Annotated in this window: 24 protein-coding genes; 16 read left to right on the forward strand and 8 right to left on the reverse strand. The window is 71.6% G+C overall.

Annotated elements, in window-relative coordinates:
- Positions 1-115: 115 nt before the first annotated feature.
- Positions 116-988 (forward strand): KPN_02809 family neutral zinc metallopeptidase, encoded by an 873-nt coding sequence (ypfJ, locus tag FB047_RS05865; protein WP_136586463.1) that lies wholly within the window; start codon positions 116-118, stop codon positions 986-988.
- A gap of 132 nt (positions 989-1120) precedes the next feature.
- Here the strand turns inward: ypfJ and FB047_RS05870 are convergent, their stop codons facing one another.
- The 3 genes from FB047_RS05870 to FB047_RS05880 all read right to left on the reverse strand — a co-directional run bounded on the left by FB047_RS05870 (position 1121) and on the right by FB047_RS05880 (position 3112).
- Positions 1121-1705 carry a copper resistance CopC family protein gene (locus tag FB047_RS05870; RefSeq protein WP_136586249.1) on the reverse strand — a complete coding sequence of 195 codons (585 nt, stop codon included), beginning with the start codon at positions 1703-1705 and terminating at the stop codon, positions 1121-1123.
- Positions 1706-1707: 2 nt separating this feature from the next.
- A complete protein-coding gene (locus FB047_RS05875; RefSeq protein WP_136586250.1) occupies positions 1708-2457 on the reverse strand; it encodes a YcnI family copper-binding membrane protein in 750 nt (249 codons plus the stop codon).
- 64 nt (positions 2458-2521) lie between these two features.
- Entirely contained in the window at positions 2522-3112 is a 591-nt protein-coding gene (locus tag FB047_RS05880) for a hypothetical protein (RefSeq protein ID WP_136586251.1), read from the reverse strand.
- A 150-nt stretch (positions 3113-3262) separates the two neighbouring features.
- On the opposite strand from FB047_RS05880, the gene FB047_RS05885 reads away from it, so the two are divergent.
- Together FB047_RS05885 and FB047_RS05890 are read left to right on the forward strand one after the other, a co-directional pair.
- Positions 3263-4012: a LysM peptidoglycan-binding domain-containing protein gene (locus tag FB047_RS05885; RefSeq protein ID WP_136586252.1), complete on the forward strand. Its 750-nt coding sequence runs from the start codon at positions 3263-3265 to the stop codon at positions 4010-4012.
- A gap of 38 nt (positions 4013-4050) precedes the next feature.
- Positions 4051-4629 carry a GNAT family N-acetyltransferase gene (locus tag FB047_RS05890; RefSeq protein ID WP_136586253.1) on the forward strand — a complete coding sequence of 193 codons (579 nt, stop codon included), beginning with the start codon at positions 4051-4053 and terminating at the stop codon, positions 4627-4629.
- Between the two features lie 30 nt (positions 4630-4659).
- On the opposite strand, the gene FB047_RS05895 is transcribed toward FB047_RS05890, so the two are convergent.
- Complete coding sequence (locus FB047_RS05895; RefSeq protein WP_240752648.1) at positions 4660-5766, reverse strand: VanZ family protein; 1107 nt, start codon at positions 5764-5766, stop codon at positions 4660-4662.
- A gap of 241 nt (positions 5767-6007) precedes the next feature.
- Here FB047_RS05895 and FB047_RS05900 point away from each other — a divergent pair, with 241 nt between their 5' ends.
- Positions 6008-8104 carry an APC family permease gene (locus tag FB047_RS05900; protein WP_136586254.1) on the forward strand — a complete coding sequence of 699 codons (2097 nt, stop codon included), beginning with the start codon at positions 6008-6010 and terminating at the stop codon, positions 8102-8104.
- Between the two features lie 240 nt (positions 8105-8344).
- Positions 8345-8707, forward strand: coding sequence for a PLD nuclease N-terminal domain-containing protein (locus FB047_RS05905; RefSeq protein ID WP_136586255.1), 363 nt, complete (start codon positions 8345-8347; stop codon positions 8705-8707).
- Between the two features lie 108 nt (positions 8708-8815).
- Here the strand turns inward: FB047_RS05905 and arfB are convergent, their stop codons facing one another.
- Positions 8816-9244, reverse strand: coding sequence for an alternative ribosome rescue aminoacyl-tRNA hydrolase ArfB (arfB, locus tag FB047_RS05910; RefSeq protein WP_136586256.1), 429 nt, complete (start codon positions 9242-9244; stop codon positions 8816-8818).
- Between the two features lie 365 nt (positions 9245-9609).
- Between arfB and FB047_RS05915 the strand changes: the two genes are divergently transcribed.
- The 7 genes from FB047_RS05915 (at position 9610) to FB047_RS05945 (ending at position 17780) form a co-directional block, all read left to right on the forward strand.
- Complete coding sequence (locus FB047_RS05915; RefSeq protein ID WP_240752649.1) at positions 9610-9750, forward strand: hypothetical protein; 141 nt, start codon at positions 9610-9612, stop codon at positions 9748-9750.
- Positions 9747-9836 (forward strand): K(+)-transporting ATPase subunit F, encoded by a 90-nt coding sequence (gene kdpF, locus FB047_RS05920; RefSeq protein ID WP_136586258.1) that lies wholly within the window; start codon positions 9747-9749, stop codon positions 9834-9836. Before FB047_RS05915 ends, kdpF begins: the two co-directional genes overlap by 4 nt.
- Position 9837: 1 nt before the next feature.
- Complete coding sequence (gene kdpA / locus FB047_RS05925; protein WP_136586259.1) at positions 9838-11523, forward strand: potassium-transporting ATPase subunit KdpA; 1686 nt, start codon at positions 9838-9840, stop codon at positions 11521-11523.
- On the forward strand, positions 11523-13727 hold the full coding sequence (kdpB, locus tag FB047_RS05930) for a potassium-transporting ATPase subunit KdpB (RefSeq protein ID WP_136586260.1): 2205 nt from the start codon (positions 11523-11525) through the stop codon (positions 13725-13727). The genes kdpA and kdpB overlap by 1 nt, the downstream gene beginning before the upstream one ends.
- An 11-nt stretch (positions 13728-13738) precedes the next feature.
- Positions 13739-14323, forward strand: coding sequence for a potassium-transporting ATPase subunit KdpC (gene kdpC / locus FB047_RS05935; protein ID WP_136586261.1), 585 nt, complete (start codon positions 13739-13741; stop codon positions 14321-14323).
- Between the two features lie 167 nt (positions 14324-14490).
- Positions 14491-17112, forward strand: a complete 2622-nt coding sequence (locus tag FB047_RS05940; protein WP_136586262.1) for an ATP-binding protein — start codon at positions 14491-14493, stop codon at positions 17110-17112.
- Positions 17109-17780 carry a response regulator gene (locus FB047_RS05945; RefSeq protein ID WP_136586263.1) on the forward strand — a complete coding sequence of 224 codons (672 nt, stop codon included), beginning with the start codon at positions 17109-17111 and terminating at the stop codon, positions 17778-17780. The genes FB047_RS05940 and FB047_RS05945 overlap by 4 nt, the downstream gene beginning before the upstream one ends.
- 386 nt (positions 17781-18166) lie before the next feature.
- Here the strand turns inward: FB047_RS05945 and FB047_RS05950 are convergent, their stop codons facing one another.
- Entirely contained in the window at positions 18167-18643 is a 477-nt protein-coding gene (locus FB047_RS05950; RefSeq protein ID WP_136586264.1) for a hypothetical protein, read from the reverse strand.
- Positions 18644-18945: 302 nt separating this feature from the next.
- Between FB047_RS05950 and FB047_RS05955 the strand changes: the two genes are divergently transcribed.
- The 4 genes from FB047_RS05955 (at position 18946) to fdhA (ending at position 22757) form a co-directional block, all read left to right on the forward strand.
- The gene (locus FB047_RS05955; RefSeq protein ID WP_136586265.1) at positions 18946-20187 is read left to right on the forward strand and encodes an aminotransferase class V-fold PLP-dependent enzyme; all 1242 of its coding nucleotides are present in this window, start codon (positions 18946-18948) and stop codon (positions 20185-20187) included.
- Positions 20184-20639 (forward strand): Fe-S cluster assembly sulfur transfer protein SufU, encoded by a 456-nt coding sequence (gene sufU, locus FB047_RS05960; protein WP_136586266.1) that lies wholly within the window; start codon positions 20184-20186, stop codon positions 20637-20639. The genes FB047_RS05955 and sufU overlap by 4 nt, the downstream gene beginning before the upstream one ends.
- A 221-nt stretch (positions 20640-20860) precedes the next feature.
- Positions 20861-21295 (forward strand): hypothetical protein, encoded by a 435-nt coding sequence (locus FB047_RS05965; RefSeq protein ID WP_136586267.1) that lies wholly within the window; start codon positions 20861-20863, stop codon positions 21293-21295.
- 244 nt (positions 21296-21539) lie between these two features.
- The gene (gene fdhA, locus FB047_RS05970; RefSeq protein ID WP_136586268.1) at positions 21540-22757 is read left to right on the forward strand and encodes a formaldehyde dehydrogenase, glutathione-independent; all 1218 of its coding nucleotides are present in this window, start codon (positions 21540-21542) and stop codon (positions 22755-22757) included.
- A gap of 277 nt (positions 22758-23034) precedes the next feature.
- On the opposite strand, the gene FB047_RS05975 is transcribed toward fdhA, so the two are convergent.
- A complete protein-coding gene (locus FB047_RS05975; protein ID WP_136586269.1) occupies positions 23035-24012 on the reverse strand; it encodes an SRPBCC family protein in 978 nt (325 codons plus the stop codon).
- Between the two features lie 18 nt (positions 24013-24030).
- Positions 24031-24426, reverse strand: a complete 396-nt coding sequence (locus FB047_RS05980; protein ID WP_136586270.1) for an ArsR/SmtB family transcription factor — start codon at positions 24424-24426, stop codon at positions 24031-24033.
- Positions 24427-24518: the final 92 nt, after the last annotated feature.

Here is a 24518-nt window from a genome sequence, read left to right on the forward strand (position 1 = left end):
TCACGACCGGCGGGCATCCGGGGGTTGCGGAATCGGCGAAGTGCTGCACACACCGCTCGACGGCGAGAAGTCCAGCCCTGTGGCCGCCGCGGCATCCGCGCGTACCGTGACGGTCGTGACCTTCAACGACAACGCCCGCGTGGGCGGCAACACGGCCAAGCGGCGCGGTGGGACGGTCGCGGCCGTCGGCGGCGGCGCGGTGGGTCTCGGCGCGATCGTGGTGTTGCTCATCTCGGCCTTCACCGGCACCGATCTGACCGGGCTGCTCGGCGGTGGGGCGCCCGCGGCCCCGCAGAGCGGCGGCGAAGCCATCGCGAACTGTTCGACGGGACAGGATGCCAACAACGACGACACCTGCCGCCTCGCCGCGGCGACCCTCAGCATCGACCAGTTCTGGCAGGAGCGCCTCGACGGGTACCGCGAACCGCAGCTGATCATCGTCGACCAGTCGACCTCGAGCGCGTGCGGAACGGCGTCCAACGCAACCGGCCCGTTCTACTGCCCGCCGGATGAGACCGTGTACGTCGACCCCACGTTCTTCTCGACCCTGCGGGAGCAGTACGACACCACCGCGGGCCCCCTCGCCCAGCTCTACGTGCTCGCGCACGAGTACGGGCACCACGTGCAGAACCTCACCGGGGTGATGCAGGAGTATCCGAACAACGGAACCGGACCCGACAGCAACGGCGTACGCACCGAACTCCAGGCCGACTGCTACGCCGGCGCCTGGGTCGCCGCGGCCGGCGAACAGGTCGACGAGAACGGCACGCCCTACCTGCAGCCCCCGACCGACCAGCAGATCAGCGACGCCCTCGCAGCGGCAGCCGCGGTCGGCGACGACCACATCCAGGCCGAGGCGGGCCAGGTCACCAACCCCGAGAGCTTCACGCACGGCTCGAGCGAGCAGCGGACCCGGTGGTTCGACGCCGGGCGCCAGGGCGGCGTGAACGCCTGCGACACCTTCTCGGTCGCGGGCTCGAGCCTGTAGGCGGGGGCGTTCCGCGCCGGGTTGCGGACCGTTCCGCGAACTGCGGCCCCGGCACGCCGGCATCCGGGCCTGAAAGCCGGCCCTCCGGGATCCCGCCGCGCACGACGGCTGGCCCGGAGGGCCCGGGGCGGGTCAGTCCTCGCGGCTGCGCGTGCGCAGGATGATGACGATCAGGATGCCGACGATCACGACGGCGCCGCCGCCCGCGAGCAGTCCGATGGTCAGGCCCGACATCCCGCCACCGGCGGGGGCGTCGCTCGCGGGAGCGGCCTCTCCGGCGCCCACGGCCGAGGCGCACGGCGACTGCTCCGCTCCGCTGGACGTGCTCTCGCCCGTGTAGGTGAACGGGATGACGCCCGAGACCGGGTGGCCGTCGGAGGAGACGGCGCGCCACTCGACCTGGTAGGCGCCGGGCGCGCCGAGGGCGACCTCGGTGGTGAGGCTGGGACCGGCGAGCTCCGTGCAGGCGCTCTCGTAGTGGCGTCCGTCGGGACCGACCACGATCACGACGTTGCCGCCGTCGGCGCCGAGCAGGTTGGCGCTGAAGTCGAGGGTGACCTGCGACAGGGTCGAGACGGCGTCGCCCTCCGTGGGAGACGACGAGACGAGGCTGTCGTGCGCCGAGGCCGCGGTGGCCCCGCCCAGGGCGGCGGTCATCGCCGCAGCGATCACCGCCGCCCCGGCGAGAACGCGGCGCAGCGCGTTGCGGGAGCGCATGCTCAGACGCGCTTCGGACGACGGGCGAACGCGAGTGCGCCCAGCACGGCGCCGGCGGCCGCGACGACCAGCGCGGCGATGCTCAGGCCCAGAGCGACGCCCGAGGAGGAGTCGCTCGTCGCGGCGCTCGCCTCGCTCGAGTGGTCGTCCATTCCGGATGCCGTGGTCGTCGCGGTCGAGCCGTGGCTGTGCTCCGCGGTCGGCGGGGTGTCGTTGATGTAGAGCACCGGTGCGGGCTCGAGCGTGTCGTCGGCCGCGACCTGGTCGGGCGTCGCCGCCCAGTCGACGACCTCGCCGTCGGAGTAGGTCTGGGTCGCCGGCAGCAGGAGATGCCCGGTGTCGGGCACCGGTCCGAGCACGGCCGAGAAGATCTGGAACTGGTCCTGACCGATGCCGACTCCCGGGTCGGCCTGCCAGACGATCTTGAGGGCGGCGTCGGAGATGGTGTTGCCGTCGACCTCGACGGGTGCCGGCAGGGCGCCCTTCTCGACCGTGGCCGTCCACCCCGACACGGGCTCGACGAGCACCGAGCTGAGCGGGGTGTCGGTGGGCAGGGCGACCTCGACCTTGACGGTGGACGCCGTCTCGGACTCGGTCGGAACGCGGAAGTTCACCGTGGCGTAGCTGCCGGGTGTCGCCGTGTTCGGGTTGACGGTCACGTGGGCGGAGGCCGCCAGGGGGGCGCCGATGGCGAGCACGGCGCCGGCCGCGAGGCCCACGAGGGCACGCCGAAGAGTGGTCTTGCGAGACATGGATGCTGCTTTCTGAAAGGGCGCGCCGATCAGACGGACGCGCCGAAGATGAGGGTGTCGAGGATCACGCCGCGCGCGGCGGACCCCGGTGCCTCATCGGCGACAACACCGTCATCGCCCTCGTCAGAAGAGGGGCTTCGGGGGCCGGGCGGACGGCATCCGTTCGCGCGGCGAGCCCCCGGAACGGGCGCAGGACCGCCAGTGCCGCGACCACGAAACGCGCGATCGCGCGCACGGCGCGCTCCCCGCGACCGAGCGCGAGGATCGTCACGGCCGCAGCGACGGCGTGCGCGACCCACATCCAGGGCGAGTGCGCGGTGTGCGTCGGGCCCATGGCGGCCGCATCCCACAGCACCGGCGCGGCGCCGTGGTGCGACACCGGTCCCGCGCCGCTCCCGCTCAGATCGAGGGTCAGGATGCCGTGGAACAGCGCCTGGCTGAGCACCACGGCGAGCGCGAGCCGCCACCACGACGCCGTGCGTCCGGCCAGGAGCACGCACACGGGCGCGGCCAGGCACAGCGCGAGAGCGACGTTCATCGCCGGCGGCAACTGCGCCCCGACGGACGCGTGCGAGACGGTCGCGATGAAGGTCGCCACGGCGGCCGCGGCGATTCCGCGTCCAACGCGCTGCGCGCGCCCTGCTCTCGACGACATGCGACTCCTTCTCCTCCAGCCTAGGCGGCCCCACCGACATCGGTGCGGGCGATGGTCAGGCGTCGAGAAAGGCCCCGGGGCCCACGCTCGGTCGCGACCCGCGCGCGAATCGGACCCGCGGTCCGCGGGGCACCCCCGTAGGGTGATCGCATGAAGAAGGAAGCGGCGATCGCGACCGGGGTGTCGATCTTCGTCGTGGCGGGGCTCGTCGCCCTCGCCGCTCCCGCCGTGTCGGCCGCTCTCCCGCACCTGACGTCGATCGCCGCGGACGCGCCCTCCCCGTCCCCGACCGACGTCGCGGCATCCGGCGCGGAGGGGACCGACCCGACCGACCTCGGCGACGACTACGTCCAGGTGGGCAACGTCGTCAGCATCCCGCGGAACGACCCCGAGGGATGCGACGCCCCGAGCTGGATCCACCTCGACAGGATGAGCGCGAGCGTGAACAACGACCTGATCGACCGGGGCCCGCGCGACCTCGCCGCCGGTCCCGTGGGAGTGGGCGACGGCGGTGTCGTCACGACCTACACCGTCGAACCGGGTGACTCCCTCTACGCGATCGGCGATCGTTTCTGCATCGCCAACCCCCTGAGCATCGCAACGCTCAACCACACGCGCGTGATCCAGCCCGGAGACGTGCTGCTCCTGCGGCCCGACGGATCGCTTCCGTGGATCCCGTACTTCAACCCACCCGACGCTCCCGGGGGCTATCAGCAGATCCCCTATCAGCGCGCCGTCGAGGCCATGAGGATCGCGGCCCACGCGGACGATCTCGACGCGATGCGCGCGATCTTCCGCGACGATATGGCGGGCCTCTTCCCGTCGACCGACGATGCCGATGTGATCGCCCGCGCTCTCGACGCGGGGGATCTGCGCGCTCTCCGCCAGATGTTCGCGTGACCGTCTTGCCGACGTCGGCGACTGGCTACGGTCGAGGGATGGACGACCTCCACGACACCTCCTCCGCCCTCGCCTACGGCGCCGACCTCCTGCGCGGCGAACGCGTCCGCCTGCGGGCGACCACGGATGCCGATCTCGACCCGCTCGTGGACTGGTGGCGTCGCGACGACTCGGCGGTGCTGCAGCAGGGCGGTGTGCAGCATCGGCCCGCGGCATCCGTGCGCGAGATGTTCCAGGCCTGGAGCCGCAACGATTCCCCCGGCGGGGCCGGCTTCAGCATCGACGACGAAGACGGACGCCTCATCGGCCACGCGACCCTGTGGGGCGGCAGCCTGCCCGCGCGCGTGGCGACCTTCGCGATCATCCTGGGCCCCGACGCGGTCGGCCGGGGCTACGGAACGGATGCCACCCGCACGATGCTGCGCTACGCCTTCGACGAGCTGGGCGTGAACAAGGTCGAACTGCGGGTGTGGGCCTTCAACACGCGAGCCCTGCGCGCCTACGAGAAGGCCGGTTTCGTGCGCGAGGGCGTGCGTCGGGCGGTGGCGTTCCACGGCGGACGCTTCCACGACGAGGTGCTGATGGGCGTGCTCGCGGAGGAATTCGCCGGGGTGTGACCCCGGGGGCAGGAGCGAGGGGCCCGCGCGTCATCGCTTTTCGTCCGCACGGGCAGCCGTCCAGCCGTCGACCGACGGACTCACCACCCCCGCCCGGTCGTCGACCAGCCGGCGGCGCCCGATCCACCCGGTGAGGCCGCGCCCGTCGCGCCAGACGACGAGGAGCGCCCCGGTCGCCAGGGCGAGCACGAACGCCGACAGCGACCACGACGCCGGCAGGGCGGAGAGCACGGCGTACGCCCCGGCGCCCGTGAGGAACCGCAGCGGGCGCGCCACCCACGCCGGCAGCACGCCGTTCGTGAAACGCACCCGCGTGGCCAGGTCGCCGATCGACCTCCCGGTCGCGAGGATCACGACCAGCCACACCCCGGCCGAGACCACCGTCCCCGCGAGCGAGGCCACCTCGTCGGTCGCGAAGGTGGCGGCATCCCCCAGCGTCAGCACGATCACGGCCTGCACGGCCACCGAGACGGCGAAGCCGAGGAGCCACACGCCCACCACGTCGCACGCGATGCCCAGCAGACGGCGCCGGCGCGTCACCGGGCGGGGCTGCTCGGCATCCGGGCTCTTGCGCACCCCGCGGTGCGGGGCCGGAACGATGAACGCGAGGACCGAGCCCAGCAGGGCGCCCGAGGTGTTGGCGATGAGGTCGTCGACGTCGAAGACGCGGTAGGCGCACGGGAACAGCCCCCAGACGCCGGTGAGCTGCGTCGTCTCGATGATCCCCGAGATGAGGAGGCCCGCAGCCCCCGCGATCAGGATGCCGCGCCCGCCGAGCACCCGCAGGAAGAAGCCGAGCGGAAGGAAGAGGAGCACGTTCAGCGCCACCTGCAGCACGACGGGGTCGGTGAGGTAGCGACCCGACACGGCGACCGCCGCGCGGATCTCGTCGACGAACTCGAAGGGGCGCAGGTTGACCCCCGCGCAGCGGTAGGCATCACCGTCGGGCAGGGGGATGAGCGTGTAGGTCCAGATCGCCCAGAAGTACACGGCGGCGCCGGCCCACAGCACGGTGCGCCAGAGTGTGAGTCTCCCGCGGCGGCGGTAGCTGACCGCGACGAAGGGCACGAACGCCAGCACCGCGACGATCGCGCCCGCGAAGACGGCGAGCAGTCCCGACCCGAGGATGTTGTGCACCCCGCGAGCTTAGGCGGGCGGCGCGCGCGTCTCCGTCGCCTTGTGCACAGCAGCCGCGCAGCCCTTCTTCGGTAGGGGATCGTCATCGGTGCGACGGCGGCTTCCTCCGCAGGAAACGCCGCGCACGGACCGCACCGGCGACGCCGGGATTACGGCATCCTGCGCCCCCGTTGATCACGACTGAGCGACCAGAGGCTGAACGACGTGCGCGTCAGATTGCGCAGAGCCCGGAGTGCGCGTAATGTCGCGCGCCGTGACTGACGAAAGTCGCGTTGACGGCGAAGAGACGCCGATCGCGAAACGCATCCTGATCGGCGAGCCTCTCACCTCCGAGAAACTCGACGAGCAGCTCCTCCCCAAGAAGATGGCGCTGCCCATCTTCGCCTCCGACGCCCTCTCCTCCGTGGCGTACGCCCCGCAGGAGCTGCTGATGATCCTCCTCATCGGCGGAACGGCCCTCCTGACCCTCAGCCCGTGGGTCGCGGTGGCCGTCGTGGTGCTGCTGGTCGTGGTGGTGCTCAGCTACCGTCAGCTCATCAAGGCCTACCCCTCGGGCGGTGGCGACTACGAGGTCGCCAGCAAGAACCTCGGCGAGGTGCCCGGTGTCGTGGTGGCCGCGGCCCTGCTGGTCGACTACGTGCTCACGGTGGCCGTGTCGGTGGCATCCGGGGTCGACAACATCATCTCGGCCCTGCCCGAACTGAATCCGTTCCGCGTCGAGATCGCGGTCGGCTTCGTCATCCTCATCGTCATCGTCAACCTGCGCGGCGTGCGCGAGGCCTCGAGCGTCTTCGCGATCCCGACCTACCTCTTCATCGGGTCGGTCGGCGTGATGATCGTCGTCGGACTGGGCCGCACGCTGCTGGGCGTCGCCCCGGTCGCCTCGAGCGCGCAGTACGCGGTGCAGGCCGAGTCGCTCACGCAGGCGGCGCTCATCCTGCTCGTGCTGCGCGCGTTCTCGAGCGGCTGCTCCGCCCTCACGGGCGTCGAGGCGGTGTCGAACGGCGTGCCCGCGTTCCGGATGCCGAAGATCCGCAACGCCCAGACGACGCTGACGATGATGGGCGGCATCGCCATCATCCTGTTCGTCGGCCTCACCGCCCTCGCGCTGATCTCGGGCGTGCACTACGCCGAGAACCCCTGCAACCTCATCGGCTTCGACTGCGCGAACAACCCGCAGCCGAGCCTCATGGCCCAGGTCGCCGCCGCGACCTTCGGCATGGGCAGCATCCCGTTCTTCATCATCCAGGCGGCCACCGCGTGCGTCCTCCTGCTCGCGGCCAACACCGCCTTCAACGGCTTCCCGCTGCTCGGATCGGTGCTCGCGCGCGACGGGTACGCCCCGAAGGCGCTCAACACCCGCGGCGACCGCCTCGTGTACTCGAACGGCATGATCATCCTCGGCATCGTCGCCATCGGCGTGCTCGTGGTCTACCAGGCCAACCTCACCACACTGATCCAGCTCTACATCATCGGCGTCTTCGTGTCGTTCTCGCTCGGCCAGATCGGCATGGTCAAGCACTGGCGTCGCGTGCTGAGCGGCCTGAAAGACCTGCCCCCCGAGGCCGCGAAGCAGCAGTCGGCCGCGTACGAGCGCCGCTCGGCCATCTCGGGCCTGTGGATCAACTCGGTGGGCGCCGGCATGACCGTGCTCGTGCTCGTCATCGTGACCATCACGAAGTTCACCCACGGCGCGTGGCTGGTCTTCATCGCCATCCCGATCCTCGCGGTGCTGATGATCGGCGTGAACCGCTACTACCGCGACGTCGAGCACGAGATCCAGATGGACGACAGCGTGCACTTCGGCTCGTCGGGCGACGTCGCGATCGTGCTGGTGAACCGCCTGCAGAAGCCGGTGATGAAGGCCCTCGACTACGCCCTCGCCGCCAAGCACGACAAGACCCTCGCCGTGCACGTGGCCATCACCGAAGAGGATGCCGCGAAGCTGCAGAAGGAGTGGGAGGAGCACGACATGCCCGTGCCCCTCGTCATCATCGAGTCGCCGTACCGCACCTACACCTCGCCGGTCACGTCGTTCATCAAGAGCTACCGCGCCAAGCACGGCTCGTCGGTCGTGACCGTGTACCTGCCGCAGTTCATCGTCGGGCACTGGTGGGAGTCGATCCTGCACAACCGGCGCTCGCGCCGCCTCGCGCAGCAGCTCATGCTCGTGCACGGGGTGTCGATCACCCTCGTGCCGTGGCTGCTCGATTCGTCCGAGCTCATCTACGGCCGTCGCTCCCGACCGCTCCCCGGCCAGCAGCGCCGGGGCCAGCCGGTCGCCGAGGTCCCCGCGCACCGCGGGTCGAAGAAGACCTCCGCCGGCTCGGCATCCTGAGCCGTCCCGAACGCCCTCGCCGCCGGCGGGGGCGTTCGGCGTTTCCGGCGGGGTCGTCGAGCCCGACGGGCCGCTCGAGCGTCCACGACACCCGGACGGACCGTCGTGACGTTCGGGTGTTTCGGACACTCGACGCCGCGGGAGCGCGCGGCGTGCCCTGCACCCGGGCACGTGCACCGAAGAGGCGGAGGGGACAGGACGATGTGGACGTCGGCGCGCGGCTCGGCCAAGGTGGGAGGCATGCCGATCCTCGCCCTGCTGACGCTCGCCGTGATGGTGTTCGCCCTCATCGACGCCATCACGCGGCGCGACGACCAGGTCAAGCACATGCCCAAGTTCGTGTGGGTGTTCTTCATCGTGCTGCTGCCGCTGATCGGGTCCATCCTGTGGTTCACCATCGGTCGCGAGTACGCGCAGCGATCCACGCCGATGTCGTTCGGCGACCCGCGTCGTTGGCAGAAGACGCCCGATCCCTCCCCTGTCCCGCGCCCCTACGACGCCCGCAGCACCGAGCAGCAGATCGCCGACCTCGAGCGCGAGATGCACCTCGCCGACCTCGAGGAGCAGGTGCGTCGCCGCCGGGCCGAGGGCGGCGGCGCCTGACGCGCCCGACCAGGGTCGAGTGTCCACAACACCGGGACGGATCTTCGGAGCGTCCGGGTGTTCTAGACACTCGACGGGGATGGCTGGGCCGACGCGGGCGCGCGCCCGTCAGTCCGTCGGGCGCTGCCGCATCCGCTTCACGTCGGTGCGGCGCTGCTTCGCCTTCAGCCGGCGTTCCTTCGAACCGCGGGTCGGCTTCGTCGCGCGGCGCGGCGGAGCCGGCGGTCGCACGGCCTCGGCGACGAGGGCCGCGAGGCGGGCGCGCGCGGCGTCGCGGTTGCGCAGCTGATTCCGGTGCTCGGATGCCGCGATGGTGAGCACCCCGTCGACGAGCCGCCCCCCGAGCCGGTCGACGATCCTCTCGCGCTGCACGTCCGACAGCACGGCCGAGGCGGCGGCATCCCACATCACCTCCGCGCGGGAATCCGCCGTGTTCACACCCTGACCGCCCGGGCCCGAGGAACGCGAGAACCGCCACGACAGCTCGGACGCCGGGATCACGAGCGCGGCGTTCACGCGCACGTCGCTGTCGGCCATGCCTCCATCATGCGCGGTCCGGCGCACAACTCCTGCAGAACCGGCGGTTCCGACGCTTTCGGAGCGCACGCGATCACGTCGTGCAGGAGTTGTGCGCGACCGGCAGGAGAACCCGAGGGTCTCACCGGACCGCCGCACGACTCCGGCACATCCCGCGTCCCCCGCCGGCTCGGGCCCGATCCGCAGGAGATGTGCGACGCGGCCCAGCCCGCCGCCCGTAAGCACCCCGTATGGGTCCGTGAGCGACCCGTAGGGAAAGCGTTAGGGCCCGAGGATGCCGCGACCCGGCGGAGTTGTATCGACAGACGTGCCGCCCCGCGGCGCCCGCGGCCCGCCCGCGGTACAGACCCGAACCTGGAGTCGTCGTGCTCGATGTCGTCTTCCTCGCCGTGACCGCCGCGCTGTTCGCGCTGGTCGCGCTCGTCGCCAAGGGGGTCGAGAAGCTGGGCCCCGAGGCCCGCCCCTCGTCCGCCCGCCCCGCCGCACGCGGAGGCGAGCGCTCGTGATCGTCTTCTCGGTCCTCGCCGCGGTGCTCGCGGTCGCCGCCGTCGTGTACCTCGTGGTCGCGCTCGTCCGTCCTGAGAAGTTCTGACATGGACGCCGGAAGCATCTGGTCGATCGTCCTGACCAGCCTCACCCTCATCGTCGCCCTGGGCCTGGCCTACCGCCCCCTCGGCGACTACATCGCCCGCATCTACACCGGCGAGCGCGATCTCGCCGTCGAGCGCGGTCTCTACCGACTCATCGGCGTCGACGCGAAGAGCGCGCAGACCTGGCAGGCCTACCTGCGGTCGGTCCTGCTGTTCTCGTTCGTGGGCGTCGTGTTCGTGTACGCGATCATGCGCCTGCAGCCGCTGCTGCCGCTCGCCCTCGGCCTCGAGGCGCCGAGCGAGGCCCTGTCGTTCAACACGGCCGTGTCGTTCGTCACGAACACCAACTGGCAGTCGTACGGCGGCGAGTCCACGCTCGGCTACACCGTGCAGTTCGCCGCCCTCGCCGTGCAGAACTTCGTCTCGGCGGCCGTCGGGATCGCGATCGCCGTGGCCCTCGTGCGCGGGTTCGCGTCGCGTCGCAGCGGCGTGATCGGCAACTTCTGGGTCGACCTCGTGCGCGGGACGTTCCGCCTGCTGCTGCCGTTCTCGATCGTCGCGGCCGTCGTGCTGCTCGCGGGCGGCGTCATCCAGAACCTCTCCGGATTCACGGATGCCACGACGGTGGCGGGGGCGGCGCAGTCGATCCCCGGCGGCCCGGTCGCCTCGCAGGAGGCCATCAAGCTGCTCGGCACAAACGGCGGCGGCATCTTCAACGCCAACTCCGCGCACCCGTTCGAGAACCCCGCGCCGTGGACGAACCTGTTCGAGATCTTCCTCATGCTCGTGATCCCGTTCTCGCTCCCCCGCGCGTTCGGCCGCATGGTCGGCGACGACCGTCAGGGCTACACGATCCTCGGGGTGATGGCGGCGATCTTCGCGGCATCCACCGCTCTGCTCACCTGGGCGGAGCTGGCCGGCGCCGGAACCGCCCCGATGCTCGCGGGCGGGGCGATGGAGGGCAAGGAGGTGCGCTTCGGCATCTTCGGCTCAACGCTGTTCGGCTCGACGAGCACGCTCACCTCGACCGGGGCGGTGAACTCGATGCACGACAGCTTCACGGCGCTCGGCGGCATGATGCCGATGATCAACATGATGCTCGGCGAGGTCGCCCCCGGCGGCGTCGGCTCGGGCATGTACGGCATGCTCATCCTCGCCGTGATCGCGGTGTTCGTCGGCGGCCTGCTGATCGGTCGCACCCCCGAGTACCTCGGCAAGAAGATCGGGCCGCGCGAGATCAAGCTCGCGAGCCTCTACATCCTCGTCACCCCCACCCTCGTGCTCGCGGGAACCGCGCTGAGCTTCGGGGTCCCCGGCATCCGGGACGACGTGGAGTCGACCTCGATCCTCAACCCGGGCGTGCACGGACTGAGCGAGGTGCTCTACGCCTTCACCTCCGCGGCGAACAACAACGGCTCGGCCTTCGCGGGCCTCACCGCGAACACCCCGTGGCTCAACACCGCGCTCGGCGTGGCGATGCTGCTGGGGCGCTTCCTGCCGATCGTGTTCGTGCTCGCGCTGGCCGGGGCCCTCGCGGCCCAGGATGCCGTGCCCTCGACCGCCGGAACCCTGCCGACGCACCGCCCGCAGTTCGCCGGCCTCCTCGCCGGTGTCGCCGTGATCGTCACGGCGCTCACCTACTTCCCCGTCCTCACCCTCGGACCCCTCGCTGAAGGACTGACCCGCTGATGTCCACCCTCACCCACGCCCCGGCGCCCGAAGCGCCGACCCCCACCCCCGATGCCCCGCGCCGCGCGTTCAGCGCCGCGCAGATCGTCGCCGCCCTCCCGGGCGCCGCGAAGAAGCTCAACCCGGCCGCGCAGTGGCGCAACCCCGTGATGTTCCTCGTCTGGGTCGGCGCGGCCCTGACCACCCTCATCGCGATCGCCGAGCCGTTCCTCGGCGGCGCCGACGGCTCCCTGCCCTTCGGCTTCACCTGGGGCATCGCGATCTGGCTGTGGCTCACGGTGTTCTTCGCGAACATCGCCGAGTCGGTGGCCGAGGGCCGCGGCAAGGCGCAGGCCGCGACGCTGCGCAAGACGCGCACGACGACCTCGGCCCGCCGCGTGGTGGACTACTCCCCCGCCGACCCGTCGGCCGTGAACGCCGCGACCGAGGCCGTCCCCTCGGGCGACCTGCGCGTGGGCGACGTCGTGCTCGTCGAGACCGGGGAGCTCATCCCCGGAGACGGCGACATCGTGCACGGCATCGCGACCGTCGACGAGTCGGCGATCACCGGCGAGTCGGCCCCCGTCGTGCGCGAGTCGGGCGGAGACCGCAGCGCGGTGACCGGCGGCACGCGCGTGCTCAGCGACCGGATCATCGTGAAGATCACGTCGAAGCCCGGCGAGACGTTCGTCGACCGCATGATCGCTCTCGTCGAGGGAGCGTCGCGCCAGCGCACACCCAACGAGATCGCGCTGAACATCCTGCTGGCGAGCCTGTCGATCGTGTTCGTCGTGGTGGTGCTCGTGCTGAACCCGATCGCCTCGTACGCGGCATCCCCCGTCTCGATCCCCGTGCTCGTCGCGCTGCTCGTGTGCCTCATCCCGACGACCATCGGGGCGCTGCTCAGCGCGATCGGCATCGCGGGCATGGACCGTCTCGTGCAGCGCAACGTCCTGGCGATGTCGGGCCGCGCGGTCGAGGCCGCGGGAGACGTCACCACGCTCCTGCTCGACAAGACCGGAACGATCACCTACGGCAACCGCCGCGCCTCGGCCTTCGTCCCCATGAAGGGCGTCGGAAACCCCGAGCTCGCCGAGTACGCCTCGCTGTCGTCGCAGGCCGACCCCACGCCCGAGGGCGTGTCGGTCGTCGAGCTCGCCGCCGCTCAGGGCATCGTCGCCGAGATGCCCCGCGGCGCCGAGTCCGTGCCCTTCACGGCGCAGACCCGCATGAGCGGCCTCGACCTGGTCGACGGCACGCAGATCCGCAAGGGCGCCGGGTCGGCCGTTCTGGCGTGGCTCGAAGCCTCGGGCAGCCCCGTCGCCCCGGCGCTGCGCGCGCAGCTGATGAGCGAGACGGATGCCATCGCCCAGTCGGGCGGCACGCCGCTCGTCGTAGCGACGTGGACGCCGGCGCGGGGACCGGTGGCTTCGACGAGCTCAGCCGCCTCCGCAACCGAGGTCCCTGAGCCTGTCGAAGGGACCGGCCGCGTGCTCGGCGTCATCCACCTCAAGGACGTCGTCAAGGACGGCCTGCGCGAGCGCTTCGGCGAGCTGCGCGCGATGGGGATCCGCACCGTGATGATCACGGGCGACAACCCCCTGACCGCGAAGGCGATCGCCGCTGAGGCGGGCGTCGACGACTTCCTCGCCGAGGCCACGCCCGAAGACAAGCTCGCCCTCATCCAGCGCGAGCAGGAGGGCGGCAACCTCGTCGCCATGACCGGCGACGGCACCAACGACGCCCCCGCTCTGGCTCAGGCCGACGTGGGCGTGGCGATGAACACGGGCACCTCGGCCGCGAAAGAGGCCGGCAACATGGTCGACCTCGACTCCGACCCGACCAAGCTCATCGACATCGTCCGCATCGGCAAGCAGCTGCTCATCACGCGCGGTGCGCTGACGACGTTCTCCCTCGCCAACGACATCGCGAAGTATTTCGCGATCATCCCGGCGATGTTCATGGGCGTCTTCCCGGGGCTCGCGGTGCTCAACGTCATGGGGCTGCACTCCCCGGCATCCGCGGTCACGAGCGCGATCATCTTCAACGCGATCGTGATCATCGTGCTCATCCCCCTCGCCCTGCGCGGTGTGAAGTACCGCGCGGCGAGCGCGTCGAGCATCCTCAGCCGCAACCTGCTCGTCTACGGGCTCGGCGGCGTCATCGTCCCCTTCATCGGCATCAAGCTCATCGACCTCGTCGTGAGCCTGCTCCCCGGCTTCTGAAAGGCCCCGTCATGCGCACCACCCTGCGTACCGCCGGCGTCGCCGTCCGCGCGATGCTCGTCTTCACCGCCCTGCTCGGCGTCGGCTACATGCTGCTCATCACCGCGATCGGGCAGGTCGCCCTCCCCTTCCAGGCGAACGGATCGCTCGTGCGCTCGGCCGACGGGACGGTCGTGGGCTCGCAGCTCCTCGGCCAGTCGTTCCAGGATGCCGACGGCCAGGCGCTCCCGCAGTACTTCCAGTCGCGCCCCTCGGCGGCCTCGTACGACGGCGCCGCCTCGACAGGGTCGAACCTGGGCCCCGAGAACGCCGACCTCATCGCCTCTATCGAGGAGGGCCGCTCGGCGTTCGTCGACCTGAACGGACAGGGCTCGGTTCCCGCCGACGCCGTCACCTCCTCCGGCTCGGGCCTCGACCCCGACATCTCCGTCGCCACCGCGGAGCGCCAGGTGGCGCGGGTCGCGGAGGCCCGCGGCATCCCGGTCTCCGACGTCGAGGCGCTGGTCGTGGAGCACACGCTGCCCCGCGACCTGGGATACCTGGGCGACCCGCGGGTCAACGTGCTGGAGCTCAATCGCGCGCTCGACGCGCTCTGAGCGACGAGAATCGCTGACATGACCGTCGTCGCGTCCCCCGCCGCCGTCGCGCTTCCCGCGCGGCGGCGGCGCCGTGCGGTTCCGGTCCCTTCGACCGGCTCAGGGACCTCTGCCGCGACAGCGACGGTGGCCGAGCTCGTCGAAGCCGTCTCCACCAGGGGCACGTCGTGAAGCGCGGGCGCCTGCGCGTGCTGCTCGGCATGGCACCGGGCGTCGGCAAGACGTACGAGATGCTCGAAGAGGGGCGGCGCCTGCGCGACGAGGGCCGTGACGTCGTCATCGCGATCGTCGAGACCCACGGCCGTGTCGCCACGGCGGCGCAGGCCGAGGGTCTCGAGGTCGTCCCGCGGCTGGCCGTCGCGCACCGCGGCGTCTCGCTCGACGAGATGGACCTGGATGCCGTTCTCGAGCGGCTCCCGCGGATCGCGCTCGTCGACGAGCTCGCGCACACCAACGCGCCCGGCTCCCGCCACGACAAGCGCTGGCAGGACGTCGACGCGCTCCTCGACGCGGGGATCGACGTCATCACCACCGTCAACGTGCAGCACATCGCCTCGCTCAACGCCGTGGTCGAGAAGATCACCGGCGTCACCCAGCGCGAGACGGTCCCGGATGCCGTGGTGCGCGCCGCCGATCAGATCGAGGTCGTCGACCTCGCCCCGCAGTCGCTGCGCGACCGGCTCGCGGCGGGCTCGGTCTATCCCGCCGAGCGCATCGACGCGGCCCTGTCGAACTACTTCCGCCTCGGCAACCTCACGGCGCTGCGCGAGCTCGCGCTGCTGTGGCTCGCCGACGAGGTCGACTCGGCGCTGCAGCGCTACCGCTCGGAGCACGGCATCGAGGGATCCTGGCAGGCGCGCGAACGCGTGGTCGTGGCCCTCACCGGCGGCCCCGAGGGCGAGACGCTGCTGCGGCGCGGGGCGCGCATCGCCGCGAGATCGGCGGGCGGCGAGCTGCTCGCCGTGCACGTGTCGACGCAGGACGGCCTGCGCGCGAGCGCCCCCGGCGCCCTCGCCGAGCAACGCGCCCTCGTCGAGACGCTCGGCGGCACCTACCACCAGGTCGTCGGCGACGATCCGGCGACCGCGCTCGTCGACTTCGCGCGCTCGGTGAACGCCTCCCAGCTCGTCATCGGCGTGAGCCGCCGCGGGCGCGTGGCCGCCGCCCTGACCGGTCCCGGCATCGGCGCGACCGTCATCCGCCTCTCCGGCGACATCGACGTGCACATCGTCAACCACGCGCGCGCGGGCGGGCGCTTCACCCTCCCGCGCCTCAGCGGTCCCGCGCTCAGCGCGAAGCGTCGCATCCTGGGCTTCGTCGCCGCTCTCGTGGGCGGGCCGCTCATCTCCGCCCTGCTGCTGTCGACCGGCTCCGACGAGTCGATCACCACCGACGTGCTGGCGTATCAGTTGCTCGTCGTCATCGTCGCGCTCATCGGCGGCATCTGGCCCGCGGTGTTCGCGGCGGTGCTCTCGGGGGTCACCCTCGACTTCCTCTTCATCGCCCCGCTGTACACCGTGACGATCAGCGACCCCGTGCACGCGATCGCCCTGGTGCTGTACGTCATCATTGCGATGCTCGTGAGCATCGTGGTCGATCAGGCCGCGCGGCGCGCCCGCGCCGCCCGCCGCGCCGCCGCCGAGGCCGACCTGCTGGCCACCGTGGCCGGGAGCGTCCTGCGCGGCGAGAGCGCCGTGCCCGCGCTGGTGAGCCGAGCCCGCGAGGCGTTCGGTCTCGCGGGGGTGCGGCTGGTGGCATCCGACGGGGCGACGCTGGCCACCGACGGCGAGCCCGTGCGCGACGGCCGAGCGACGACCGTGCCGGTGGGCGCCGACCGCGCGGTGCTCGAACTGCACGGCCGCGACCTCGACGCCGGCGAGCGCCGCCTTCTCGACGTCGTCGTCGCGCAGCTCGCGGCCGCCCTCGAACGCACCGACCTCGCCGAAACGGCCGCCGAAGCCGGGGCCCTCGCCGAGACCGACCAGGTGCGCAGCGCCCTGCTGTCGGCGGTGAGCCACGACCTGCGGCGCCCCCTCGCCGCCGCCGTCGCCTCCCTGGGCGGCCTGCGCGCCGCGGGCGACAACCTGTCGGACGACGACCGCCGCGAACTGCTCGAGACCGCCGACGAGAGCCTCGCGACACTGTCGGTGCTCGTCACCGACCTGCTCGATGTCAGCCGCGTGCAGGCGGGAGTGCTCGCCGTGTCGCTGACGCCGACCGACGCGGCGGGCGTCGTGCTGATGGCCCTGGACGAACTCGACCTCGGTCCCGACGACGTCGAACTCGCCCTCGACCCCGACCTGCCGGCCCTGCGCGCCGACCCGGTGCTGCTGCAGCGCGTGCTGGTCAACGTGCTCACCAACGCGCAGCGCTACACGCCCGACGGCGAACGCGTGCGCATCGCGACGAGCCGCCTGGGCGGCACGGCCGAGATCCGCGTGATCGACCACGGGCCGGGCATCGCCCCGGAACGACGCGAGGACATGTTCTCGCCCTTCCAGCGGCTCGGCGACACCGACAACACCGCCGGTCTCGGCCTGGGACTCGCCCTCTCGAGGGGCTTCGCGGAGGGCATGGGCGGCACCCTCACGCCCGAGGACACCCCGGGCGGCGGCCTGACGATGGTCGTGGCCCTGCCGGTGTCGGCCGAAGCCTCCGTGGATGATCCGTACACGGTTCCGCGCGGGGCGGCGGGCGACTCCCCCGCGCCCGGCCCCGCCGTCGTTCGCGCCCGTTCCGCGTCCGAGGCTGCGGCCCCGGCATCCCGATCCCCGGAGGACGCCCCGTGAAGGTTCTCATCGCCGACGACGACCCGCAGCTCGTGCGCGCCCTGCGCATCACGCTCGCCGCGCACGGCTACGACGTCGTCGCGGCGGCCGACGGCGCCGCCGCCATCACCCTCGCCGCCCAGGCCCACCCCGACCTCGTGCTGCTGGATCTCGGGATGCCGCACCTCGACGGCGTGCAGGTCATCGAGGCGCTACGGGGGTGGACGACCGCGCCGATCATCGTCGTGTCGGGGCGGACGGGCTCGGCCGACAAGGTCGAGGCGTTGGACGCCGGCGCCGACGACTACGTCACCAAGCCCTTCCAGATCGACGAGCTGCTCGCGCGCCTGCGCGTGCACGCGCGGCGCACGGTCCCCGCGAGCGGGGAGTCGACGGTGCGCTTCGGCGACGTCGAGGTGGACCTGGCGGCGAAGGCGGTCCTGCGCGACGGCAACCGCGTGCACCTCACGCCCACGGAGTGGCGGATGCTGGAGTTCCTCGCGCGCAACCCGGGCTCGCTCGTGACGCGGCAGACCCTGCTGAAGGAGATCTGGGCGAGCGAGCAGGTCGCCGACAGCGGATACCTGCGGCTGTACATGTCGCAACTGCGCAAGAAGCTCGAGGCCGACCCCTCGAACCCGGTGCACCTGCTCACCGAGCAGGGGATGGGGTACCGGCTGGTGGTGTGACGCGCCTTCCGCGCGGCGCGTGCAGCTGTGTCGAACTCCTGAAAGACCGAGCCGGTCGCCCCCGTCCGCCCCCGTTCAGGCCACGACCACGCGGGATCTCAGGAGTTTCGATCGTCCTACGGGTCATCTCGGCCCCCCGCCGGCCCCTCCCACCCACCGGCCCCGCGACCCGCCCGAGCCGGTCGCCCGGCCGCTGTGGCGGCCACCGGCCGCGCCGAACTCCTGAAGAACCGAGCCGGTCGCACCCGCCAGCCCCCGTTCCGGCCGCAATCGAGCGGAATCTCAGGAGTTGTGCTCGCCCTCCGCCTCGTCCTCGCCCGCGCACGCCTCGAACTCGGCCTGCACGCGCGCGCAGCGGCAGGCGTACACGATCGAGTGCAGCAGCATCAGCGCACCTCGCCGACGGTGTGACATCCGGGGCAGGGGAAGGCGATCCGATCGCCGACCCGCACGTCCCCGGGGAGCACGACGGTTCCGCACGGCTCCTCCCCGTGCGCGTCGAGCACCGCGAAGGGCTCGTCGTACGCGTGCGACACCCGGCCGAGCAGCCGCGCCTCGCGCCAGACCGCGTCGAGTCCTGCGGCGCACGCGTCCAGGCGCACCGTGTCGGGAGTGGCATCCACCACCGTCGCGACCACCACGGTCGTCGACAGGACCGCGGATGCCACCCCGCCCGACGCCGGGATCACCGCCGGCCCCGTGCAGACGCAGGGCGTGCCGCAGATCTCGGCGTAGCGGCCGACCGACATCGCGCGGACGGTGACGTCGTCGAGCGTCGGGGCGGAGCCGGCGGGCCACGCCGTGGCGTCGAAGGGCGCCGGGATGCTGGCGCGCAGGGTGGGGAGCAGGGCCGTGAGGGTCATGGCATCCGGTCTACGCTTCGAGCCGGCGCCGATCCGCGGTCCTCACGCTTCGCGAACGCCCCGCGCTCCGTTCCTCACCCTTCACTCACACCCGGCGCCCCGCCGCCCGGCCGCCCCGCCAGCGAGCCACCCGGATAAGCCGAGACTGCATCGGGCTGACATCTCGTTTGCAGGATGCCGCCGAGTTGTCAGCCCGATGCAGTCTCGCCGTCCGATCGGCGCCCGGCACCGACCGTCCGACCCCGCCCACGCCCCGGCGCCGACCCGGCGCCCGCCCACCCGCCGCCGCGTAGCCTAGAACCGTGACCCTCCCCTTCGACGTCGACGCCGTGCGCGCCGACTTCCCGATCCTCGAGACCGAGGTCGACGGCCACCCCCTCGTCTACCTCGATTCCGGCGCGACCAGCCAGAAGCCGCGCGCGGTGCTCGACGCCGAGCGCGACTTCCTCGAGCGCGCGAACGCCGCCGTGCACCGTGGCGCCCACACCCTCGCCGCCGAGGCGACCGAGCTGTTCGAAGACGCCCGCGTCACGGTCGCGGAGTTCGTCGGAGCCGAGCCCGAGCAGCTGGTGTGGACGAGCGGCGCCACCGCGGGCCTCAACCTCGTCGCCGGATCCCTCGGCTACGCCGGACGTCTGCGCGAGGGCGACGAGATCGTCGTGACCGAGGCCGAGCACCACGCGAACCTCATCCCGTGGCAGGAGCTCGCCGCCCGCACGGGCGCGCGACTGCGCCACATCCCCGTGCTCGACGACGGCACGCTCGACATGCACGCCGCCGCCGACCTCATCGGCGAGCGCACGAGGGTCGTCGCGTTCACGCACGTCTCGAACGTCCTCGGCATCGTGAACCCGGTCGCGAAGCTCGTCACGCTCGCCCGCGGCGTCGGCGCGCTGACGGTGCTCGACGCGTGCCAGTCGGCTCCGCACCTGGCGCTCGACCTTCCGGCATCCGGAGTCGACCTCGCCGTGTTCTCGGGCCACAAGATCTACGGACCGTACGGAATCGGGGCGCTGTGGGGGCGCGACGAGGTGCTCGAGGCCCTGCCGCCGTTCACCACGGGCGGGTCGATGATCACCACCGTGACGCTCGACAAGGCGGAGTACCTGCCGCCGCCGCAGCGCTTCGAGGCGGGCACGCAGCCCGTGTCGCAGGCCGTCGCCCTCGCCGCCGCCGTCCGCTGGCTCGGGCAACACGACCTCGAGGCCGCGCACGCGCACGAGGCGATGCTCGAGAAGCGCATGCGCGAGGGGCTGCGCTCGATCCCCGGCATCCGCCTCCTCGGAGACACGGATGCCGCCGACCGCGTCGCCCTCCAGGCCTTCGAGGTCGAGGGAGTCCACGCGCACGACGTGGGCCAGTTCCTCGACAGCCGCGGCGTCGCCGTGCGCGTCGGGCACCACTGCGCCCAGCCGCTGCACCGGCGCTTCGGGATGACCGCGTCGGTCCGCGCGAGCGCGGCGATCCACACCACCGAAGCCGAGGTCGACACCTTCCTCGACGCGGTGTCGGGCGTGCGCGGCTTCTTCGGGGTGAGCGCGTGAGCGGCCTCGAATCCCTGTACCAGGAGCTCATCCTCGACCACGCGAAGAACCGTCGCGGCTTCGGTCTCGCCGATCCCGGCGCGCACAGCGCCACGGTGCACCAACGCAATCCGGTGTGCGGCGACGAGATCACGCTGCGGGTCGACGTCGAGGGCGACCGCGTGGCATCCGTCACCTGGGAGGGGGCGGGATGCTCGATCTCGCAGGCCTCGGCCTCGATGCTCGTCGCGCTCCTGCAGGAGGACGGCGGAGACGAGGGGATGCCGCGCGCCGACGCCGAAGCCCTGATCGCGTCGTTCCGCGAGGCGCTGCGCTCGCGCGGCAAGATCCCCCTCGACGAGGAGACCTTCGCCGACGCAGCCGCCCTGTCGGGGGTGTCGAAGTACACCGCGCGCGTGAAGTGCGCGATGCTCGCGTGGGTTGCGCTCGAAGAGGGGCTGCGGCAGGCCTGAGGTCGCGGCATCCGGACGTCGCCCCACCCGCGCCCACGCCCGCGCCCGCCCGCGCCCACGCTTGCTGAGTGTCCAAAACACCCGGACGCCTCAGAAGACCGTCCGGGTGTTCTGGACACTCACGAGGTGATTCCGTGGGCATCGCCGACGAGGCGGGCAGCGGATGGTGAAGCCGCCGGGGCGGCGATATCCTGCGACCACGACGGAGAGAGGCGGATGCCATGGCCACCGGATTCAGCGCGGAAGAGCGCGCGGCGATGAAGCAGCGAGCAGAGGAACTCCAGGCCATGAAGGGTTTGAAGGGCCTCGCGAAGCTGCAGAAGGAGAACGAGGCCTGCCTCGAGGCGATCGACAAGCTCGAGGGCGTCGACCGCGCGGTCGCCGAGCGCCTGCACGTCATCGTCCTCGAGGAGGCGGGGCACCTGAACCCCAAGACGTTCTACGGCTTCCCCGCCTACGCCAAGGACGGCAAGGTCGTGGTGTTCTACCAGCCGGCGTCGAAGTTCAAGACGCGGTACGGAACGGTGAGCTTCGACGATTCCGCGCAGCTCGACGACGGGCCGATGTGGCCGGTCTCGTTCGCCGTGGTCGAGGTGACGGCGGAGGTCGAGGAGCGCATCCGCGACGCGGTCCGTCGGGCGGCCCCGGCGGCCTGACCGCCTGGTGCGTCGGAAGCGGTAGTCCGACCGCGCTCTCACCCCGGCGACGTCCGCACCCACCCGGATGATGCAGCAGGTAGCTTCTCGCACCATCCCTTGACGCGTCCGACCCCGGCGTCTTGGCTGGGTTTATCCCTCGCGTCGCTCACGGCCGAATCCGGTCGCGCGTCGCGCCGGGGCCGACCGCGGCCGGCCCCGGGGGCACGATCAGGTCGGGACGACCCGGCCGGAGAGGACGAAGATGTCCGGCAACAAGGCAGTGGCGTACAAAGAACCCGGTGTCGTCGAGGTCATCGACACCCCGTATCCGGAGTTCGAGCTCAAGGACGGTCCCGGCGTCAATCCGGCGAACGTCGGCCGAAAGGTCCCCCACGGTGCGATCCTGCGCACCGTCTCCACCAACATCTGCGGCTCCGACCAGCACATGGTGCGCGGGCGCACGACCGCTCCGGCCGGCCTGGTGCTCGGGCACGAGATCACCGGCGAGGTGATCGAGGTCGGACCCGATGTCGAGTTCGTCAAGGTCGGCGACATCGTCTCGGTGCCGTTCAACATCGCGTGCGGGCGGTGTCGAAACTGCAAGGAGGGCAAGACCGGCATCTGCCTCAACGTGAACCCCGATCGCCCCGGCAGCGCCTACGGCTACGTCGACATGGGCGGCTGGGTGGGCGGCCAGGCCGAGTACGTGCTCGTTCCCTACGCCGACTGGAACCTGCTCGTCTTCCCCGACCGCGAGCAGGCGCTCGAGAAGATCCTCGACCTGACGATGCTGTCCGACATCTTCCCCACCGGCTTCCACGGCGCGTACACCGCGGGCGTCCGTCCGGGATCCACGGTGTACATCGCCGGCGCGGGTCCGGTCGGCATCGCCGCGGCCGTGGGTGCGCAGCTTCTGGGGGCGGCGGCCGTGCTCGTCGGCGACCTCAACGCCGACCGTCTCGAGCAGGTGCGGTCGATGGGCTTCGAGAGCGTCGACGTGTCGAAGGGCGACCCGCGCGATCAGATCGAGCAGATCCTCGGGACTCCCGAAGTGGATGCCGCGGTCGACGCGGTCGGCTTCGAGGCCCGCGGTCACGGCTCCGACTCGTCGCACGAAGCGCCGGCGACCGTGCTCAACTCGCTGTTCGATATCACCGCGGCGGGTGGAGCCCTCGGCATCCCGGGTCTGTACGTGACCGGCGACCCGGGCGGGGTCGACGAGGCGGCCAAGGTCGGTTCGCTTTCGTTGCGCCTCGGGCTCGGCTGGGCGAAGTCGCTGTCGTTCACGACGGGCCAGTGCCCGGTGATGAAGTACAACCGGCAGCTGATGATGGCGATCCTGCACGACAAGGTGCAGATCGCGAAGGCCGTCAACGCCACGCCCATCAGCCTTGACGACGCTCCGCAGGGCTACGCCGACTTCGACAAGGGCGCTCCGCGCAAGTACGTGCTGAACCCGAACGGGTACATCAAGGGCTGATCGGAGCAGGCCGTCCCCCGCTGACGCGCCGCGGCGGGGACGGAGCGGCGTCCTCCGCCCGACACGACTCCTGCAGATCCGCGACGCCCGGCCCTTTGCGCCGGGAATCCGACCGATCTGCAGGAGTCGTGCGCGGGTGGGGCGTGGTTCCCGGCCCGGCATCCCGATCCCGCCAATCCCCCTCGGATTCAGCCGGCCGGCACAACTCCTGCAGATCCCGCTCGCCCCGCCCCCGGCAGCCGGGAATCCGTCCGATCTGCAGGAGTTGTGCGGCCGGTCAGCCGAGGACGACCCGCTCCATGCGGCGGAAGCTCTCCTCCATCCCGTCGACCATGCCCGTGGCGAGCACGGCGTCGCGGGTGGCGGCATCCGGATACTCGATCAGCAGGGTGACCAGCGTCGCGCCGTCCTCCTCGTAGAGCGAGAGGTCGTTGGTCGTGGTCGGCAGGTCGGTGCCGGTCATGTGCTCGGTCTGCACCATGCGCCGCGGCTCGTCGAGCAGCAGGATCTCTCCGTCGAAGCCGAACGACTCCCCCTCGGTTCCCGGCTCGGGCTCCCAGGCGATGCGGTAGCGGCCACCTTCGCGGCAGTCGATCTCGCTCACCGACATGCGCCAGCCGTCGGGTCCGAGCATCCATCGCCGCATGAGCTCGGGATCGAGGTGCGCGCGCCAGACGAGCTCGCGCGGCCCGTCGATCAGCCGCGTGATGCGCACGTGCTGGTCGCTGAGGATCTCGAGCCGCGTCCCCCGGCCCTGGGCGAAGGCGCGCAGGCCCTGCAGCACCGCGTCGAGCTGGTTCATCGCGAGGGTCGATCCCTCGACCGCGCCCATCGCCACGAGCTGTTCGAGGGCCTCGAGCGAGTCGAAGAACGTGATGTTCGTCATCCGGGTGCCTTCGCCGGTGGCGTCGAACGCGAAGGTCATGCGCATCGACGGCATGCCGGGAATGGCCTCCCCGTGTTCGTCGACGAAGGAGTCGACCACCTCGAAGCCGCGCGGAGCGTCGATGGCGACGAACCTCCAGCTCCCCCGGGCGACCTCGCCGCCCGCGCTGCGCATCTCGTACCGGGCGCGCCCACCCACCTCCCACTCGAACGAGGTGAATGTCGCCGGCCACCCCGGGGGCCCCCAGAACCGCTCGAGCTGCCGCGGATCGGCGAACGCCGCCCACACCCGCTCGGGCCCGACGGCGAAGTCGGCGACCAGCGTCATGGTGAGCGCCTCGGTGTCGCTCTCGACGGATGTGACGGGCATGACGGACTCCTTCGTAGGTCAGTTCTCAGGGGTGGATGCCGTGCGCGCGGTCGTCTCGCGATCCGGAACGGATGCCGCGGCATCCGCCTCCCCGGACAGGAGCGCGTCGAGTCGGTCGATGCGGCCGCGCCACAGGTCTTCGTACGAGCGGAGCAGTTGCTGCGCCCGGGCGAGGGCGGCGGGGTCGGCACGCACGAGCCTGACCCTCCCCTCCGCGCGCTTGGAGATCAACCGCGCCTCGGCGAGCACGGCGATGTGCTTCGACACCGCCGCGAACGACATCGCGTAGGCCGCCGCGAGCTGGGTCACCGACTGCTCGGCGACCAGCGTGCGCCGCACGATGTCGCGCCGCGTGGCATCGGCGAGGGCGTGAAACACCCGGTCGATGTCGGCGTCGCTCTGTTGTTCAACCATTTGGTTGCACGTTAGCGGTGATCAATCCGGGGGGCAAGAGGTAGGCGACCGTGCACCACGGCTCCGCCTTCAGGGGTCGCCCGAGCGAATTC

Source organism: Microbacterium hydrothermale, from assembly GCF_004854025.1.
GTDB lineage: Bacteria > Actinomycetota > Actinomycetes > Actinomycetales > Microbacteriaceae > Microbacterium > Microbacterium hydrothermale.

Coding starts and splice junctions, on each gene's coding strand:
- arfB (WP_136586256.1), bottom strand. CDS start 9,244: ATGGCCGACAGCGACGTGCGCGTGAACGCCGCGCTCGTGATCCCGGCG.
- FB047_RS05950 (WP_136586264.1), bottom strand. CDS start 18,643: ATGACCCTCACGGCCCTGCTCCCCACCCTGCGCGCCAGCATCCCGGCG.
- FB047_RS05870 (WP_136586249.1), bottom strand. CDS start 1,705: ATGCGCTCCCGCAACGCGCTGCGCCGCGTTCTCGCCGGGGCGGCGGTG.
- FB047_RS05905 (WP_136586255.1), top strand. CDS start 8,345: ATGCCGATCCTCGCCCTGCTGACGCTCGCCGTGATGGTGTTCGCCCTC.
- FB047_RS05885 (WP_136586252.1), top strand. CDS start 3,263: ATGAAGAAGGAAGCGGCGATCGCGACCGGGGTGTCGATCTTCGTCGTG.
- kdpC (WP_136586261.1), top strand. CDS start 13,739: ATGCGCACCACCCTGCGTACCGCCGGCGTCGCCGTCCGCGCGATGCTC.
- FB047_RS05980 (WP_136586270.1), bottom strand. CDS start 24,426: ATGGTTGAACAACAGAGCGACGCCGACATCGACCGGGTGTTTCACGCC.
- FB047_RS05890 (WP_136586253.1), top strand. CDS start 4,051: ATGGACGACCTCCACGACACCTCCTCCGCCCTCGCCTACGGCGCCGAC.
- fdhA (WP_136586268.1), top strand. CDS start 21,540: ATGTCCGGCAACAAGGCAGTGGCGTACAAAGAACCCGGTGTCGTCGAG.
- FB047_RS05880 (WP_136586251.1), bottom strand. CDS start 3,112: ATGTCGTCGAGAGCAGGGCGCGCGCAGCGCGTTGGACGCGGAATCGCC.
- kdpB (WP_136586260.1), top strand. CDS start 11,523: ATGTCCACCCTCACCCACGCCCCGGCGCCCGAAGCGCCGACCCCCACC.
- FB047_RS05900 (WP_136586254.1), top strand. CDS start 6,008: ATGTCGCGCGCCGTGACTGACGAAAGTCGCGTTGACGGCGAAGAGACG.
- kdpA (WP_136586259.1), top strand. CDS start 9,838: ATGGACGCCGGAAGCATCTGGTCGATCGTCCTGACCAGCCTCACCCTC.
- FB047_RS05875 (WP_136586250.1), bottom strand. CDS start 2,457: ATGTCTCGCAAGACCACTCTTCGGCGTGCCCTCGTGGGCCTCGCGGCC.
- FB047_RS05965 (WP_136586267.1), top strand. CDS start 20,861: ATGGCCACCGGATTCAGCGCGGAAGAGCGCGCGGCGATGAAGCAGCGA.
- FB047_RS05975 (WP_136586269.1), bottom strand. CDS start 24,012: ATGCCCGTCACATCCGTCGAGAGCGACACCGAGGCGCTCACCATGACG.